We start from the raw sequence: 17,431 nt of genomic DNA, 5'->3' as shown, positions 1-17,431 counted from the left end.
TCGCCGCTCCTGCAGCACCGGCGACGCACGAGGAACCCCGGCAGTGGCAGGGGCTCACACGTCGGTGACGCGGATGCCGGCGTGCGCCTTGTACCGGCGGTTGACCGACACCAGGTTGATGGTCAGCGCCTCGACCTGGCGGGCGTTGCGCAGCCGGCCGGCGTAGATGCCGCGCATGCCCGGCAGCCGGCCGGCCAGCGCCTGCACCGCGTCGGTGGCCTCGCGGACGTCGCCGACCACCATCACGTCGCCGTCCAGGGTGGGGCGGGAGAGATCCTCGAGCAGCCGCGCCGACAGGTGGTGGAACGCGCCGACCACGTGCGAGTCGGGCAGCAGCGCGGCCGCCTCCTGGGCCGCCGAGCCCTCGGGGACGTCGAGCACGTAGGCCCCGAGCTCGTCGAAGGCCATCGGGACGACGCAGTCGACGACGACCTTCCCGGCCAGCGGGGTGGCGAGCTCGGCGAGGGTGTCGGCGTGCCCGGCGTACGGGACGGCGACGATGACGAGGTCGGCCGCGCCGGCGACGTCGACGTTCGAGCCGCCGGTCACCGAGACCTCGATACCCCCGGCTGCGGCGGTGGCCCGCTCGGCGACCTGCGCGGCGACCTCACCGGCCCGCTCGGCGTCCCGCGAACCCAGCAGCACGCGCTGCCCCGCCGCCGCGAGCCGGACGGCGAGCCCGCGGCCCTGCGGACCGGTGCCGCCGAGCACGCCGACGACCAGGTCCTCCACCGAGCGTCCGTCCGACACGTCCCACCTCCTGCGCCCGCCGGACCCCCCGGCGTTCCGCAGGGATCATGCCCCGGCGGGCAGGCGGCCCCGTCCCGAGGCTCGCCGCGAGCCCCTGACGGCCCCCTTGCAGGAGGACGGGGTCCTTCCTCAGTCGCCGTCCCTCCACGCGCGGTCCTCGGCGTTCAGCCGCTCCTCGCGCTCGGCCACCGACTGCAGCGCGTGCTCGGCCTCCTCGCGGGTGGCGTACGGGCCCAGGCGGTGCCGCTCGGCGCAGCCGTCCCGGTCCTCCACGGTGTGGTGCTTGAGGCAGTAGAACCACGGCCCCTGCGCCATGTCGTCCTCCCGGTACGTGGCCTTCCGACGTCACGCTCGACGGTAGGCCCAGTCGGGCCGGACGAAACCCGGTGGACGAGCGAGCAGTCCGACGTCGTCGGCGCCTGCCGGAGGCGCCGACGGGCTCCGGTCGGTCCGCCGACCGACCGCACCCGTTCAGACGTCGACCATCACCTGGTCGTGCCGGGCGTAGAAGGCGGTCATCTCCTCCGGTGAGAGGGTCCGGCCGCTGCGGCGCAGCTCGGCCATCTCGGCGAAGAAGTGCTCCCGCGCGATGCCCGGCGCGAAGAGGATGAGGAAGTCGGCCGGCTCCTCGCCGTCGTTGCGGAAGCCGTGCACGCCGCGCTCGTGCACCAGCGCGAAGTCACCGGCCGAGTACGGCCGCCAGGCGCCGTCGGCGTAGACCGTCAACCGGCCGGAGAGCACGTAGAACGACTCGGAGAACGTCTGGTGGTAGTGCGGCGCGGCCCCGGGGCTGTGCGGCGCGAGGCGGTACTCCACCAGACCGAAACGGCCCGCGGTGTGCGAGCCGGGCGCGACCATGCGGAGTGCGCTGGTCTCCCCCGCCGCCACCATCGGGTGCTCGGCGAGGGTGCGGACGACGGCCGTACCGGGCTCGGGGTGGGACACGGCCGTCACCCTGGCACCGACGTGCGGCGCCGTCGACCCGTCCCGGCGACTGGGACGTTCGGTGACGACCACGCAACGGAACTGTCCGTGGGCCCACTGTATGCGGCATGCTGCCCGCGTGAGCGGGTGGCGACGCGGAGACACCGACACACTGGCGCGGAGGCACGAGACCTCCGTCAGCCGGGGGCCGGAACGCCGGATCGCGGCGCTCGTCCTCGCCGCGCTCACCTTCGTCGCCGGCCTCATCGGCACGGCACACCTCTTCGTCGACGGGACGCTGCACCAGGGCGCCACCCGCATCAGCTACGCGGTCGCGATGGCGGCGTGCCTGGTGGCGGCCGCCGCACTGGCGGTCCGCCCGCGCGCCGGCCGATGGCAGACCTCCGGGCTGGTGATGCTGGCCGAGGTGGTCTACGTGATCGTCGTCCTCAGCGTCTCCGTGCCGGCGCAGGCGACCCCGCTGATGCTGCTCTTCCCCTCGTTCGTCGCCGCCTGGTTCCTCGGCACCTGGATGCTGGGCGCCACCATGCTGGCGACGGTGGTTGCCTGCACGATCGCGCTGACCCACACCTACGACGGCGCGCTGTCGATCGCCGTGCAGGTGACGATCAGCGCCGGCGCCCTGAACAGCGCCGCGTTCGGCGTCTACGTGCTGCGGCGCCGGGTGCAGCGGCTGCTGGAGGCCACCCAGGCGCTCTCCCACCAGGACCCGCTCACCGGCCTGGCCAACCGTCGCCTCCTCGTCGAGCAGGCGCCGCGGGTGTGGCGGCAGGCCCGCCGCGAGGGGTCGCGGGTCGCTGCGATGGTCCTCGACCTCGACCGCTTCAAGCAGCTCAACGACGCCCACGGGCATGCCGCCGGTGACGCGGTGCTGCGCACGGTGGCGTCGTCGCTCGCGGCCACGGTGCGGCCCAGCGACGTGCTGGCGCGCACGGGCGGCGAGGAGCTGATCGTGCTCGGCCTGGTCAGCGACCCGGCCGAGGCCCACCGCCTGGCCGAGCGGCTGCGCGCGGCGGTACGGACCAGCCGCACGGACGACGGCCACTCGGTGACCGCCTCGATCGGCATCGCGCTGGCCCGGCCGGTGGACGGCGAGGACGCCGCCGACGCGATGTGGCGGCTGGTGGACCGCGCCGACGGGGCCATGTACGAGGCCAAGCAGGCCGGCCGCGACCGGGTGGCCGCGGCGCTGCCGCGGCAGCGCTCCGGGGCGTTCGCCGACAGCCTCCGGCCCGCCCGCCGCGCGGCCGGTTGAGGAAGGCCCCCTCTGCCCCTGTGAGTCGCAGGCTCGCGGCGGGACCCTGCACAGGGGCCCTACCAGCACCTCACCAGGCTCGGGGCCAGACCCGGGACGGGGCCGCCCCGCTCGACCGGTGGGGACGCCGGTTCTCTGCTCCACTCTTCCCATGACGCTCGTCGCACCGGACCCGACGCGGACGGTGCCCCTGCCGCTCCGCGAGCAGGCCGACGTCCGCGACCGGTGGCTCACCCAGCGGCTGCTGGACCTCCTGCCCGGCCTCATGGACCGCGCCGGCATCGACCTGTGGCTGGTGGTCGGCCGCGAGTACAACGAGGACCCGGTGCTGGCCACGCTGCTGCCGGCCACCTGGCTCTCGGCCCGCCGGCGCACCATCCTCGTGCTGCACCGCAGCGACGACGGCGTCACCGCGGCCGCGGTCTCGCGCTACCCGGTGGGCCAGTTCCTGCCGGCCTGGTCGCCCGAGGACGGCGGACGGCTCCCGGCCGAGGACACCCAGTGGGCCGAGGTGCGCCGCATCGTCGAGCAGGCCGCGCCGCGCCGGATCGGCATCGACGTCTCGGTCGACTTCGCGCTCGCCGACGGGCTGTCGCACACCGAGCACCGGCTGCTCGCCGAGGCGCTGGGCCCCTGGGCCGACCGGCTGGTGTCGGCCGAGGAGCTGGCCGTCGGCTGGCTGGAGACGCGGCTGCCCGAGGAGATCGCCGCGCTCGACCGGCTCAACCACCGGGCGCGCGAGGTGGTCGAGGAGGCCTTCTCCCCCGCCGTCCTCACCGCGGGCGCCTGCACCGCCACCGACCTGGCGTGGTGGATCCGCCAGCGGCTCACCGACCTGGGCGTCGAGCCGTGGTTCCACCCGGTGGTCGACGTGCAGCGCGCGGGGGTGCCCCCGCTGCGCGGGCAGGGCGCGCTGCTGCCCGCCGTCCCCTACGACGTGCCGGTGGAGCCCGGCGACCTGGTGCACTGCGACGTCGGCCTGGCCACCTTGGGCCTCAAGAGCGACAACCAGCGCAACGGCTACGTGCTGCGTGGCGGCGAGACCGAGGCGCCGGCCGGGCTGCGCCACGCGCTGGCCGTGGGCAACCGGCTGCAGGACCTCACGACGGCGGAGCTGGTGCCCGGCCGCACCGGCAACGAGGTGCTGGCCGCGGCCCGGTGCGCAGCCGCGGCCGAGGGCATCGACGGCGTCATCTACTCGCACCCGGTCGGCGTGCACGGCCACGGGGCGGGGCCGGCGATCGGGCGCTGGGACGACCAGGACGGCGTCCCCGGCGCCGGTGACCGGGTGCTGCACCCCGGCACCGTCTACGCCCTCGAGCTGTGCGTCCACGTGCCGGTGCCCGAGTGGGGCGACCAGCCGGTGCGCATGGCCCTGGAGGAGGGCGTGGTCCTGACCGACGGCGGCGTGACCTACCTCGGCGACCGGCAGACCGAGCTGCTGCTCATCCCCCACGCCTGACGACAGCGGCGGGAGCACCGCAGCGAGCTCTGCGAGCGAGGAGCGGACCGGCGCGCGGAGTCAGGCCGAGGAACGCCGCCGGATGGCCCGCAGCAGCAGCTCCCCGGGCCGCGCCACGGCGCCGGCGACCCGGGTGACCGGGCTGGTGGTGAGCGCCTGGTCGGCGAAGGCGCCGCGCACCCGGCCGGGGCCGGGGGTCGGGCTGTCGAGGATGTCGGTGCCGTCGTCGGGCCGGTCGGTGGTCTGCAGCTGGCGGCCGGTCACCGACAGCAGTGCGTCGGTGAGCGCGGGGCTGAACCGCTGGCCGGCGATGAAGCCCAGCGCGGCGTCGCCCACCGGGATCTCCCGCCGCGGGTGCACCGACGCCCGGACGACGGCCTCGGCGACCAGCTCGGGCGCGTACACGGGCGGTGGCGGCTTGGGCATCGAGCCGAGCTTGGTGCGGGCGTGCTCGAAGAACGGCGTGGCGATGCCGGCGGGCAGGATCTGGCTCACCTCGACCGGCGACTTCTCCTCGGCCAGCTCCATCCGCAGCGCGTCGTAGAAGGCGCGCAGCGCGAACTTGCTCGCCGAGTACGGCGCGTGCAGAGGGATGGAGCGGTAGCCCTCCACCGAGCCGATGCCGATCAGCACGCCGCCGCCGGCCCGCTCCAGCGCCGGGACGGCGGCCTGCGCGGCGGCCACGTGGCCGAGGTAGTTCACCTCGGTGACCCGGCGGAACTCGTCCAGGTCAATCTGCTTCACCGACCCCCAGATGCCCACGCCCGGCACGGTGACGAAGGTGTCGATCCGGCCGAAGCGGGCCTCGGCGGTGTCGACCAGTGCCCGCACGGCGGCCTGGTCGGTGATGTCGGTGGGGACGGCGACCGCCTCGGCGCCCTCGCGGGTGAGCTCCTCGACCAGCGTGCCGAGAGCCTCCTCCCCGCGGGAGGCGACGACGATCCGGGTGCACCCCTGCCGGACGAACTCCAGCGCCGTCGCGCGCCCGATGCCGCTGGAGGCACCGAGGACGACGACCACCTGGTCGCTGACGGGACGTCGGGTGTCGGCCATGCCGCCGGGCTACCCGCCGGGCCCGGATCCGGAACGCCGCCGTGGGGCGCGTCCACCGGGCGGCCGGGTGGACGCGCCCCACCGGTCACCGGGTGACCGGCTTGCCCGCGTGCCGATCCGGCTGATACGGAGGCTCGACCGACCTGGTTCAGCCGGCTGCGGTGGTCACCGTGCCGAGCTCACCCTCGACGTCCTGGGGGGACGCCACTGCCAGCACGTCCGAGACGGGTGCCGCGTCGGCCGCGGTGACCTGCACGACGTACGTGCCCGGGGCCGCCTCGCCCAGCTCCACGTCGTTGAGGGCGTCCCGGGTGAGTGACACCTGGCGCCGGACGACGGTGCCGCCGCCCTCGAGGCGCAGGGTGATCTCTGCGTCGACCTCGGGTCGGAGGAGCTGCGAGGGCAGGCTGCTGAGCGGCTTCACGCCGACCGTGACGGGTTCGCCGGGCAGGACGACGTCGTCCAGGACCAGGCTGAACCGGGTCCCGATGGCGCGGAGGTCGGAGACCTTGGCGTCGTGGAGGGACCTGAGGAGTCCTCCGAGGTGACCGAGGAGTCCGTCGTTGCCCTGCAGGCGGGAGTGCCGCTCCGGTCCGAAGGTCCGCATCGGTTCCGTGCCCGACAGCGCCGCGGAGATGAGCGGTACCGTCCCGTCCCCGCCCTCGTCCTCGCCCTCCCGGTCGAAGAGCACGGCCAGGGTGCCGTCCCGCAGCCGGGCCGACTGGCGGGTCTGCTGATCACATCCCGTGATGGGGTGGTAGGCGACGGGGTCGGCCGCGAAGCGGGGATCTGCGCGGTTGCTGCGCGCCGCGTCCTCCATCTCGCTGTGGAACCGGTCCAGGTGATCGGTCCACTCCGGGCGCCAGTGCGGCAGCCCGGCAGCGCCCGGGGCCACCGCTCTCACCCCGCCTGCGTCGATGCACCGGTAGTAGGGCACGAGCTGGTGCAGTGAGGTCATCGATCGCAGCAACGGCGTGAGGTCGGACCGGAAGGGGCCGAGGCCCTTCCGGTAGCCGTTGACGAGGAAGTCCACGGCGTTCAGCGAGCCGTAGAAGGGGGTGCCGAACGTGACGACCGCCCTCGTCGTCTCCCATCCGCCCAGTGCCTCGACGAAGTAGCGGGAGACGAGGCCGCCCATGCTGTGGGCCACGAGCACGAGTTGGGCGTCGGCGTTGCCGGAGCGGTCCCGCCAGGCGCGCAACCAGGCCCCGGCCTGCTGCTGCAGCCGACGTGCGCTGGCGCGGTTGTCCCGGCGCCAGTCGTAGGGGAAGGGGAAGTAGTTCTGTCCTCGGGTGAGCCCCAGCCTCTCGATCAGGGCGGTCTCCACCCCGGAGTAGACATCGATCTTCCAGAGCCCCGGGATGATGTGGGCGGCGTCGACGAGCGCGGTGGCGCGCACGCCGTCCCCCAGGTCGTCGACCCGCCAGTCGTCGTTCTCGACCGTGAGGGTCTGCAGCGAGCGGCCGAGGCTGAGCAGTCCGCGGAGCACGGCCCCGGGCTTCGGCGCCCAGATCTCCTCCGCGTCCCGGCCGTCTCCTTGCACCAGGACGCTCCCGGTGATGCCGGGCAGGAGGACGACGACGTCGCCGAACGTCGACCGGGACATCTCACCCCCTCGGGACGTCGGTGCTGGAGAGCACTCGCGTCCGCAGCCCGTCGCCGGGGTCGCCGTAGTGCTGGTAAGCCGCCCAGGCGTTCCGCTGTTCCGGCGTCGCCTGGGGCCTGGTGCGGGAGGAGGTCCACTGTTCCCGGCGGGCCTCGAGGAGGGCTCGTCCGACGTTCTCCCGCGCGGCCTCCCCCTCCCCGAGCAGTCGCTCGTAGAAGCGGACGGCGAACTCCCGGGCGTTCCCGTCGGGCACGCGCCAGGACGCTCCGATGAAGTGACCGACGCCGACCCGCAGGAACTCGTCGGCCAGCACGGGTGCCAGTTCACCCTCGCGGCCCCGGGCCGGTTGCGGGGCACCCGCATCGAGGCGGCCGGTGTCCGGCCTGGCGGCCGACCAGCATGCGTTCGCCATCACGAGCCACGGCGCTCGGGACATCTGGGTCAGTTCCCGCGCGGTGAGCAGGCCGTCGGCGAACAGCCATCCCGACAGCTCCGGCTTGACGGGGTCGAACACGCCGTGTCCCGCATAGTGGATCAGGTCGTAACGACCGGTGAGCACCTTCGCCAGCACGTCGAGCCTGGTGGCGGGCCGCGATTCCGCTGTGGGCGGGGAGTCGGCGCTGCCGATGTAGGCCTCGACCCGGATGCCGTGCCGCTTGAGCACATCCGCTACCGCGACGGCCTCCTCACGCGCTCCGTTCAGGCTCAGATCCCCGTCGCCAGGGTCACCGATGACCAGAGCACGCATCTCCTGAGGCGCCGGGGCGTCGATGTCGGTGCGCGCGTACGTCGTTCGCATCTGACGCGCCAGGGGTTGTCGAACGGCCAGCGGCTCGAGGTTCTCCCCGGCCTCGGTGGCCGGCATGAGGAACTCCCACGGCACCCGCGCGGTGCGCGGATCGACCTCGACGATCAGGGGGGCATCGCCGTTCAGGTAGGCCCGCAGGTCCAGCGGGACCAGGAGGCGGGTCAGGAAGGGCGGTAGTTCCTCGGCGTCCCGCTCCTCCGGGGCGGTCAGGCGTCGGATCAGCTCGGCCAGCAGGTTGCGGTCGAGACGCACCTCGCGCTCCGGCACCGTCGCCCGGGCGGTCAGTGCCGAGAGGCTCACCCCGCCTGCGTCGGTCGGCTGCAGCGCCGTGATCCTGGTGGGCACGGCGTCCTCCGAGGGAGAGCCCTTGGCCGGCGGATCGATGTCCTCCGCCGCGCGCAGTCGCACGTCGACGACCTCTGCGGGTTCGGAAGCCAGTTCCGCCAGCTTGGCCGCCATCTGGTCCCTGATCTCTCCGGGGAGGTCCGCGCGGACGTCGTCGAGCAGCCGCCCGGTCGCCTCGTCCCCGTGGTGTCGGGTGAGTCGGGTCAGCAGCGACCTCGCCAGGTAGAGGACGACGGCGTCCGGCCCGACCTCACCACCGGGTGCGGTGGCCATCTCGGGGAGGACCCGGACTCGTGCGCGTCCGTGAGCCGCCTCTGCTCGAGCGGCCTCGATGCGTGCAGCCTCGGTCAGGGCGGCGTGCAGCTTCTCGGCCCGGAGTCGGTTCATCTCCACGACCGACACCTGCCGCAGGCGCCGGTCCTCCGGCGACAGGCCGGCCAGTCCTTCACCGCATCCCACGACGAGCGCGCGGGCGACCTGGTCGATGGTGAGGTTGCCCGCCCCCGCACCGATGGGGACGGTGACCGCGTGCTCCACGCAGGCCAGGCCCGCGAGCTCACGGACCAGCGACGCGTACAGCCGCACGGCGTTGCTCTCGCTGAAGGTGCCGACGCGGCCCATGCCGGCCACCGCGGCTCGGACCACGAGGGAGTCGCCGGCTCCTCCAGGGGTGTGCCCGGGGAAGTACGAGACCTCCCCGAGCGCACCGACCAACCAACGACGGCGGGTGTGCTCGGCGATGAGCTGTCGGCCACCGGGCACCGAGATGGCCTCGTCGAGGGCCCGCTCCGCGGCAGTGGGCATGACGCCGAGGTAGTGGCCCGTGACGTGGATGTCCCCAGGTGTGCGCGCGAGATGACCCCAGACGACGTCGATGAGCAGCGGAGGAGCCACCGGGAGGGGTGCACTGGCCTGCTGCAGGTCCACGGCCGGCGCCGCCGACGACACCGGTGGAGTGGGGAGCAGGTCGCCGACGGTCGTTCCGGTCATCAGCGCTCCATCCGCGGATGGTCAACGACCCGGGGCCGCGGCCTCTCCGTCGCATCTGCCTCGAGCTGACAACTGATCCGTCACGGTGGCAGCACGACCGTCACCCGTGCGTCACGTCCACGTCACCGGCCGGGTCGACACGGTCACGCGCCCCGGGAGTGACCGGTCGTGCAGCCTCTTGGGGTGGATGTCGAGCTCGGCAGCGACTGCGGAGGACCAGCTGCGCGGCCGGCTGCCGGAACTCCTCGGGACACCAGGGTCGCGCTCCTCTCCAGACGGTTCGGATCAGTACTTGGTGGCGGGGGCGTCGTCCGGTGCGCCTTCCCCGTTGGGGAGTCGCGGACAGGTCCGCTGGTACGGCCGATCCCCGGCGAACTGGTTCCACTCGGCCTGGGACAGGTTGCGGTTGACCAGCCGGCAGCCGGCCTGGGCCCAGTCCGCGGCCGGCCGATCCCACCAGCGCAGGTCCCACAGCAGCACCGTCTGATCGGTACCGGCGGAGACGAGCAGGGCGCCGCGTGGGCTGAACGCCACCGCGGTCACCGGGCCGCTGTGGCCGGTCAGCTCACCGCGCTGTTCCCCGGTGGCGGGGTCCCACAGCCGCACCGTGCCGTCGGTGCCGGCGCCGGCCAACAAGGTCCCGTCGGGGCTGAACGCGACGCTCCACACGGCACCGCTGTGGCCGTCCAGCGGCTCGCCTCGCTGCTGGCCGGTGGCGGGATCCCACAGCCGCACCGTTCCGTCGGTACTGGCGCTGGCCATCAGGGATCCGTCGGGACTGAACGCCACGGCGGTCACCGCGCCGGTGTGACCCTTCAGCGGCCAGCCGTGCGATTGGCCGGTGGCGGGATCCCACAACCGCACCGTCCCGTCGCCGCCAGCGGTCGCCAGCAGGGCGCCGTTCGGGCTGAACGCCACCCCTAACACCGCGCCGAGGTCGCCGACCAACTCGCCGCGCGGTTCCCCGGTGGCGGGATCCCACAACCACACCCTCCCGTCCAGCCCTTCGGAACCGGCGGTCGCCAGCAGGGCGCCGTTCGGGCTGAACGCCACGCCCCGCACCACGCCGAGGTCGCCGGCCAACTCGCCGCGCGGTTCCCCGGTAGTGGTCCTCCACAGCCGCACCGTGCCGTCGGTGCCGGCGCTGGCCAGCAGGGCGCCGTCGGGGCTGAACGCCACGGCGTTCACCGGGCCGGTGTGGCCGGTCAGCGGCTGGCCGTGCGATTGGCCGGTGGCGGTCTCCCACAGCCGCACCGATCCGTCCTCGCCGGCGCCGGCCAGCAGGATCCCGTCGGGAGTGAACGCCACGCCCCGCACCGTGCCGGGGTCGCCGGCCAGCCGTCGGCTGACGGTATAGGTGTCGTCGACCTCCCAGACTCGCGCCGTCTCGTCGGTACCGGCGCTGGCCAGCAGGGATCCGTCCCGGCTGAACGCCACGGCGGTCACCGCGCCGGTGTGGCCTTCCAGCGGCCGGCCGTGAGACCGGCCGGTGGCGGTATTCCACAACCGCACCGTTCCGTCCTCGCCGGCGCCGGCCAGCAGGCTGCCGTTCGGGCTGAACGCCACGCTGCGCACGGCACCGGTGTGGCCGGTCAGCTCACCGCGCTTCTGACCGGCGGCGGAATCCCACAACCGCACCACACCGTCGTCCCCGGCGCTGGCCAGCGAGGTCCCGTCGGGGCTGAACGCCACGCCCAGCACCGGGCCGCGGTGGCCGGCCAGCGGCTCGCCGCGCGGCTGGCCGGTGGCGGGATCCCACAGTCGCACCGTTCCGTCGGTACCGGCGCTGGCCAGCAGGGATCCGTCCCGGCTGAACGCCACGGCGGTCACCGCGCCGGTGTGGCCTTCCAGCGGCCGGCCGTGAGACCGGCCGGTGGCGGTATTCCACAACCGCACCGTTCCGTCCTCGCCGGCGCCGGCCAGCAGGCTGCCGTTCGGGCTGAACGCCACGCTGCGCACGGCACCGGTGTGGCCGGTCAGCTCACCGCGCTTCTGACCGGCGGCGGAATCCCACAACCGCACCACACCGTCGTCCCCGGCGCTGGCCAGCGAGGTCCCGTCGGGGCTGAACGCCACGCTGCGCACGGCACCGATGTGGCCGGTCAGCTCGCCGCGCGGCTGGCCGGTGGTCACATCCCATGGCCGCACCGTTTCGTCGGCGCCGGCGGTGGCCAGCAGGGTCCCGTCCGGGCTGAACGCCACGCCGTTCACCGCCCCCGTGTGGCCGCGGAGCAGGCCCGTGGTGCGGTGGGTGAGCTCGGCCAACCCTGTGACTAGTCCGCGGGGAGGGGGCTCGTGCTGACCACGCGCCAGGCTCATGCTCTCCAGGCCCAGCAGGATGGCCAGATCCGGCCGAGTGCTCACCATCCGGTCGGCATGGGCCCCCAGCTCCCGCGCCGCGGCCAGAGCGGACGCCTTGTTCGCGTTCACGGCGTATCTCCAGGCGGCCACGCTGGCCACGCCGACGGCGACCAGGAGCAGGGCCATGGTCGCCGCGACGAGGCGCGCCCGATGGAGACGGTGGCGGGCGTTCCTCTCTGCTGCCCGTGCCTGCTCGATCTCGCGTTTCGCGGCCGCCTGCTGTTCCTTGGCGACGTATCTGCGGCGCCAGTCGAGGATCGCGGCGCCCATGACGTCATGGAAGATCTCGTACCGTGGCGGCCCGGCGACGCCGGTGGCCGGGGGGACTGGGCGGAGGATCCGCTTGGGACCCGACGACAGGGCCTCGAGCAGATCCTGTACGCGGTCGGACGACAGATCGGCCCAGTCGGCGAGGTCCTCGGCCGTGAGCGCGGTCTTGCTCCCGGACGCCGTGATGAGGTGGTGGAACACGGCGGCGGCCACCTGCACCTGCTGCGGGGACAGGCCGGCCATGACGGCGTCCAGGTGGGACTGGACGATGGTCTGCGCACCGCCGAGCTCGGTGAGCGTGTCCCGTCGCAGTACCGTCGAGCCCCGAGCTCGCTCCTCCTCCCACAGCCGAGTGAGCACGAGCTGGAGGTAGGGCGCCTCGATGTCGCCCCGGTCTGGGGGTCCGAGCCGAACAGGGAGGTTTCCTCCCTCACCCACCTGCACACGGCCGGCGCGCACCTCCTCGAGCAGGGCCTCGACGAGTTCCGGCTCGACGGACATCTGCCCGCTGGGTGCGGTGAGCTCGTTGTAGCGCTCCAGGGGGCCCTCGATCGCCGCTCGGGCCGACTCGAGGTCGAGGTGGGCAAGCCGGAAGTAGTTCTCCAACAGGTGCGGCACGTGGCCCTCGAACCGGTCGAGGGCAGCGAGGGCGTCCTCGCGGATCGACAGGAGGACGTGCACGTTGAGGTCCCGCGCGGCGAGGACCTCGCCGAGCTCGACGGGCAGTTCCTCATCACACGGGTGGTAGAGGAAGTACTCCTCGAACTGGTCGAGGATCAGGTACACCACGGGGATGCTGGCCCGCTCGGGACAACCACGCAGCCAGGTTCCCAGCGGTTCGGCGGATGCCGGACCGTCCACGCTCGCGCCTGTCGCCCGCAGCGCCCGACCTAGCTCCGCTTTCACCCGCTCGAGCGGCGGCCCGCTCCAGTCGCTGACGTAGGCCACGGCCGCGCGGCGCAGGCCCAGGTCGTCGTCCTCCTCACCGATCAGGTGCAATCGCGGCACGACCCCCGCACGCAGGACCGACGTCTTGCCGACCCCGCTCGGCGCGTACAGCAGCGTCAACCGTGCCGCCACCAGGTTGGCCGCGATGAGCTCGATCTCGTTCTCGCGTCCGAAGAAGAAGGCTGCGTCGCCCTCGTCGAAGGGCACCAGCCCGACGTACGGGCAGGCCGGGACGGCGTCCTCGGGGGCCGCCTGCTGCGGAGGCCGCGTCGCGCTGGTCACGCCGCCTCCGCTCCTTCAGCCTGGAGCAGCTTCTGGACCTCGACCTCGAGCGCGCCGACGAAGTCCTGACAGGAAACCGGGAGGATGTCGACACCACGCTCGTCCCACGCGCGCTCGTCGATGGGATCCGGGTCGGCTTGGATGGCCCAGGAGTTGTACGTCATGCCCTGCTGTTCCGCCCACAGCCGATACAGCATCACCCGCAGGTTCCAGTCCCGCAGGCTGTAGCCGAGAAAGAGGAAGTGGCTGGCCCTCAGCTTCATGCCGAGGTTGACGGGGAACAGCCCGCCGACGTCCGCGCGCGTGAGGTAGTCGATGTAGTGGTCCTCCGTGATGACGTAGCTGTCCAGGTGACTGCGGCGGTCCACCGCGCCGTGGATCTTGGCGATGACCGGTGACCGGTCGAGCCGGAGTTCGTTGTACTTGTTGGGCCGGTCGATCACCGTGACCTTGCCATCGGCACGGAAATGACGGAAACGGCCCCGATCCTTTCCCTCGGCGATGTAGGTGACCAGCTCGTAGGGCTCGCCCTCGTCGGCGAAGGCCCGCTCGAGCGCGTCGTCGTAGTTGGTCGTGACGAAGAGCATGCAGCCGCGGCCGGCCGTGCGGGTGTGCCGAGACATCCGGGCCAAGAACCGGTGCAGGCGGGTGGGGGGATAGTCGGCGTCGAAGACGTCGTGGAGCTCGTCGTACAGCGGCCCCTGACCGGCCAGCGCGGCGATGTACTGGGCCACCTGTGCGAGGTCCCGCGTCTTGATCATCGGGTAGTCCTTCGCCAGCACCGCGGCCAGCTCCGCCCCGCTGGGTAGGTAGTGCCCCGGCTGGAAGACGGCCTCCGGAGGCCGTTCGCAGAGGTTCACCCCCGCCCCCAGCACCGGGACGACCTTGCCCTTCAGCAGGCGCTTGGCGATCAGCCTGTACACGTCAGCCGGGTCGCTAGGCATCTGGCGCCGTCCCGTTGTCGTCATCCGTTGGCATTTCCAGCCGGACGGGGCGACCCGTCGCCCCCCGGCTCGGACAACGGAGCAGGAGTTCGGCCGCGTAATGCTGATTTACTTGGGCGTTCGGCCGCCCGGCGTCACGCCGCCAATCCATACGAGCCACGATCAGCTCCGGGGCGCAGTCCACGTGAACACCTCCGTCCCAGCACAAATCATCGGACCTCATGCGGCCTACAGAGTCACGCAGGTCGCCTCAGATGCGATGGCAGAAGCAGGGTCTTCCCGGAGCGGCGTTCCTTGACCGTGCACAACCCCCTCAGTACGGAGAGCCATCGCCATGGTCCAGCAGGCGAAAGCCCACGGTGTCCACTTTTCCGTGGACCCGCCGAGTTATCCGTGGACCCGACGGGGATCGCGCACTCGGAACACGTCTCAGGTGATGAGGGCTGACCAGTAGAGTGCTGTCGGCCGTGGGAGAACGACAGGGGAGCGAGCTGGTGCCCGGCGGCCTGTGGAACACCGTCGCGCAGCTGAGCCGGCGCAGGGAGGCGGTACCCGGTACGTCGGTGATCGGGCGTCGTCCACCGCGGTCGTTCACGTGCTGACCACCGGCTTGCGGCCTGACCGAACGTCTCCTGACCCGTCAGGAGACGGCTGAAGGGACCCGTTGCGCCTCCTGGAGCAGCCACCGCGCCAGGGAGAGGGCGAGGTTGAGCTGGTGCATGTCCGCGACGCCGAGCCCCCCCAGAGCACCTCGATCTAGGGTGGCGGCCACGGCCTCGACGTCCAGGATGCCCAGACCGGCGACTGCGGGACCGCGGACCAGCTCGACCAGCCGGTCCCGGTTGCGCAGCAGCCCGCGGTAGTAGACCTCGTTGAAGTGTCCTTTGCGCCGTCGCGTCAGGATGGGCTCGGGCAGAGCGCCGCGCATCGCGGCGCGCAGCAGCGGCTTGCTCGGCTCCGGGTCCGGCCTCGTGTTCGCTATGGCCTTCAGCCCCGTCCGCAGGACCCGCAGGTCGAGGAACGGGTGCGCGACGACGAGGCCGACGGGGTGTGCGACCGCCCACCGGACCGGGTCGCCGATCCGGCTGCGGATGCCGGCCAGGGCGAACTCGACCGCGGCCATGGGATGCGGGGCGGATTCGGCGGCAGCTCGTTCCGAGAGGCGTTCGGCCAGAGCCGTGTGCCGGGCGAACTCCGGCCTGACATACGGGGGGACGTCGGGTTCGCGACGGCGCCGGTGAGTGAGCAGGGGGTCGAGCCCGAAGGGACGGAGCACGGTCCAGGGGTTGGTGTTGTCCGCTGCCGCCCAGCGACGCGCCTCCCGCCACGCCCTGGCCAGCCGCCATCTCCGCAGGTCGTCGGCGAGGTGGAAGGGGTGGATGTCGAGCACCTCGTCGGCGCCGATGCCGGTGAGGACCCGCTCGGCCCCCGCGTCGGACGCCGCCAGGGTCAGCGCCCGGTCCATGCTCATGCGCCACAGGCCGGGGTGGGGCTCGTCGTGCTGCGGGGGGTCGGCGAAGGCGTCGAAGTCCAGCAGGTCGTCCCCGTCGAGTCGCACGGAGGGCATGCCGGGTGCGATGCCGAGCGCGTGCTGGACGTACGGCGTCTCGCGCGCGAGCAGGCGCAGGTCCCTGTAGACGACGGAGACCCCGGCCACCAGCGTGCACCGGCCCTGGGCGGCGACGTCTGCCGCGCAGCGCAGCACGGCAGACGAGTCCAGGCCGCCGGAGACGTGACATGCGACGCGACCGACCGCGCGTTCGCCGACCGCCGCGGCGAGCACCTCGCGGTACTCGGCTGCGAGGTCGGGCAGTGCAACGCCTCGCTCGATCGACGCCTCCAACGGAGGGAACAGGGGACGAACAGTCGCCGTCAAGGCCGGGACCTCGATCTGCAGGGACGCGCCCGCCGGGACCCGCTCGACGCCCCGGAACGGTGTGCTCGTCCCGGCCGGCTCGTTCACCGGGGACCGCCCCGCCAGGTAGTCGGCGAGATGGCCGAGGTCCAGGGCCGGCCGGTGGCCCCGCCTGCGGTGCAGCGTGGTGAGGTCGGTCGCCACGACCACCTGTGCGCCGAGACGCTCGTGGTAGAGGCGATGACCTCCCATGGGATCACGCGCCGCGACGAGCCGACCGGCGGGCCGGTCGTACAGCAGGAAGGCGAAGTCGCCCTCCAGAGCCGCGAGCCCCGCCTGCCCCCCACGGCGGTAGACGCGAGCGACCCGCTCGGCGTCGTCGGGCCGGCCCGCCCCCACGTGCAGGTCCGCGCGGTAGTGCAGCTCACCGAGCAGCACCACGGTGAGTCCACCACCGGAGAACGTGGAGACGAGCCTGCCCGTCGCCGCGAGGACGGCGCCGGCCGCGTCGACCGTCGCGACGAGCAGACCACCACTCACCGGTAGAGGGCCACGGTGTCGAACGCGGCGCACACGTCGGGGAGGTCGCCGAGGACGACGCCGTCGTCGAGGACGCACCAGCTGTGCGTCGCCAACGGGTAGAAGCTGAGCCCGAGCACCACGGCAGCCCCCAGCCCCGCTGCCCGCGCCTCGGCCAGGCAGACCACGGCCCGTTCCTTGCACGTGTGCCCGAGGACGCTGCCCGTGGCGGAGCGGCGCACCCGAACGTCGATCTCGGCCCAGGACGAGCCACCCGGACGGCCCCGGGTGGGCAACGACGTCCACCAACCGAGCGTCCGGGACCACCCCACCGTGGCGAAGCAGACTCGGGCAGCCGCCAGCAGGACCCAGGCTCTCAAGCGGGGATGCCTGACTCGGCGCAGGAGGGACAGCGCTGCGACGGCGAGCGGATCCACCCACCTGCCGCGTCGAGCCGCCTCCACGGTGCCGATGCCCGGAGGCAGCTCCCTCAGCAGCTCGCCGAGATCGGCCTCGACCCGTTCCTCGGGCACCCGGTAGAGCCGCGCCGTGGCGCGCACGGCCTCGGACCGGCCTCGGCGCGCCACGTCCCAGAGCAGCTCCGTCGCGATCTGGTCGAGCACGTGGAACGAACCTGCGAGGTCGAGCAGCCTGCCGCCGCCGTCCGGAGCCCCCACCAGCAGGACGTCGGGGTGGAGGCGGATGGCCGCGCAGGCTCTCTCAGGCCTCGGTGTAGTAGCCGGTGAAGCCGTCGCTGTACTTGCCGGCGAAGCCCCCGCGGACGAGCTTGGTGGCGGGGCCGACGGCGAATGCCCGCGGCCGGGAGTACTCCCGCTGCTCCACAGCGTCACGAGTCGTGGCCTCTTCGTGAACGCCTGACTCGTTGAAGCCGCCGTCTTGACGCGCATTGGTGACGGACATGGGTGCCTCCTGAGGAACTGGATCGTCGGCCAACCCATGGATGAGGGTACGCGCCTGGCGTGACTCCCGTCACTGTGCGTCGTCGCCCGACCAGTGCGACCCCTACGGAACGCCGCA

13 protein-coding genes are annotated in these 17,431 nt (G+C 73.0%); 2 read left to right on the top strand and 11 right to left on the bottom strand.

The genetic code is table 11. The features are described from left to right. Positions 1-54 precede the first annotated feature (54 nt). The 3 genes from npdG to ACU610_RS03310 form a co-directional block, all read right to left on the bottom strand. Positions 55-750 (bottom strand): NADPH-dependent F420 reductase, encoded by a 696-nt coding sequence (gene npdG / locus ACU610_RS03320; RefSeq protein ID WP_446766292.1) that lies wholly within the window; start codon positions 748-750, stop codon positions 55-57. Positions 751-879: 129 nt separating this feature from the next. After that, a complete protein-coding gene (locus ACU610_RS03315) occupies positions 880-1,065 on the bottom strand; it encodes a hypothetical protein (protein ID WP_446766291.1) in 186 nt (61 codons plus the stop codon). 156 nt (positions 1,066-1,221) lie between these two features. Continuing rightward, positions 1,222-1,695, bottom strand: a complete 474-nt coding sequence (locus ACU610_RS03310; RefSeq protein ID WP_446766290.1) for a cupin domain-containing protein — start codon at positions 1,693-1,695, stop codon at positions 1,222-1,224. 118 nt (positions 1,696-1,813) lie between these two features. Here ACU610_RS03310 and ACU610_RS03305 point away from each other — a divergent pair, with 118 nt between their 5' ends. Then, entirely contained in the window at positions 1,814-2,950 is a 1,137-nt protein-coding gene (locus tag ACU610_RS03305) for a diguanylate cyclase domain-containing protein (protein WP_446766289.1), read from the top strand. Between the two features lie 151 nt (positions 2,951-3,101). Then, complete coding sequence (locus ACU610_RS03300) at positions 3,102-4,412, top strand: M24 family metallopeptidase (RefSeq protein ID WP_446766288.1); 1,311 nt, start codon at positions 3,102-3,104, stop codon at positions 4,410-4,412. Positions 4,413-4,472: 60 nt separating this feature from the next. Here ACU610_RS03300 and ACU610_RS03295 read toward each other — a convergent pair whose 3' ends face one another. From ACU610_RS03295 to ACU610_RS03260, 8 genes are all read right to left on the bottom strand, one after another. Beyond that, the gene (locus ACU610_RS03295) at positions 4,473-5,465 is read right to left on the bottom strand and encodes an SDR family oxidoreductase (protein ID WP_446766287.1); all 993 of its coding nucleotides are present in this window, start codon (positions 5,463-5,465) and stop codon (positions 4,473-4,475) included. Between the two features lie 148 nt (positions 5,466-5,613). Further along, a complete protein-coding gene (locus ACU610_RS03290; RefSeq protein WP_446766286.1) occupies positions 5,614-7,071 on the bottom strand; it encodes a lipase/acyltransferase domain-containing protein in 1,458 nt (485 codons plus the stop codon). Between the two features lies 1 nt (position 7,072). Beyond that, positions 7,073-9,214: a CHAT domain-containing protein gene (locus ACU610_RS03285; RefSeq protein WP_446766285.1), complete on the bottom strand. Its 2,142-nt coding sequence runs from the start codon at positions 9,212-9,214 to the stop codon at positions 7,073-7,075. A gap of 285 nt (positions 9,215-9,499) precedes the next feature. Further along, positions 9,500-13,075, bottom strand: coding sequence for an nSTAND1 domain-containing NTPase (locus tag ACU610_RS03280; protein ID WP_446766284.1), 3,576 nt, complete (start codon positions 13,073-13,075; stop codon positions 9,500-9,502). Next, positions 13,072-13,998 (bottom strand): SIR2 family NAD-dependent protein deacylase, encoded by a 927-nt coding sequence (locus ACU610_RS03275; protein ID WP_446766283.1) that lies wholly within the window; start codon positions 13,996-13,998, stop codon positions 13,072-13,074. Before ACU610_RS03275 ends, ACU610_RS03280 begins: the two co-directional genes overlap by 4 nt. Before the next feature lie 661 nt (positions 13,999-14,659). Then, positions 14,660-16,414, bottom strand: a complete 1,755-nt coding sequence (locus tag ACU610_RS03270) for an asparagine synthase-related protein (protein WP_446766282.1) — start codon at positions 16,412-16,414, stop codon at positions 14,660-14,662. Next, entirely contained in the window at positions 16,411-17,070 is a 660-nt protein-coding gene (locus ACU610_RS03265) for a lasso peptide biosynthesis protein (protein ID WP_446766281.1), read from the bottom strand. Before ACU610_RS03265 ends, ACU610_RS03270 begins: the two co-directional genes overlap by 4 nt. A gap of 43 nt (positions 17,071-17,113) precedes the next feature. Beyond that, positions 17,114-17,236: a hypothetical protein gene (locus ACU610_RS03260; RefSeq protein ID WP_446766280.1), complete on the bottom strand. Its 123-nt coding sequence runs from the start codon at positions 17,234-17,236 to the stop codon at positions 17,114-17,116. Positions 17,237-17,431: the final 195 nt, after the last annotated feature.

Source organism: Geodermatophilus sp. URMC 61, assembly GCF_052931555.1.
Note: the sequence above shows the minus strand (reverse complement) of the source record. Positions and strands in the feature narration are given on the sequence as shown.

Excerpts from the sequence above, each read along its gene's own strand:
- ACU610_RS03315 (WP_446766291.1), bottom strand. The coding sequence starts at position 1,065 with ATGGCGCAGGGGCCGTGGTTCTACTGCCTCAAGCACCACACCGTGGAG.
- ACU610_RS03300 (WP_446766288.1), top strand. The coding sequence starts at position 3,102 with ATGACGCTCGTCGCACCGGACCCGACGCGGACGGTGCCCCTGCCGCTC.
- ACU610_RS03295 (WP_446766287.1), bottom strand. The coding sequence starts at position 5,465 with ATGGCCGACACCCGACGTCCCGTCAGCGACCAGGTGGTCGTCGTCCTC.
- ACU610_RS03290 (WP_446766286.1), bottom strand. The coding sequence starts at position 7,071 with ATGTCCCGGTCGACGTTCGGCGACGTCGTCGTCCTCCTGCCCGGCATC.
- ACU610_RS03285 (WP_446766285.1), bottom strand. The coding sequence starts at position 9,214 with ATGACCGGAACGACCGTCGGCGACCTGCTCCCCACTCCACCGGTGTCG.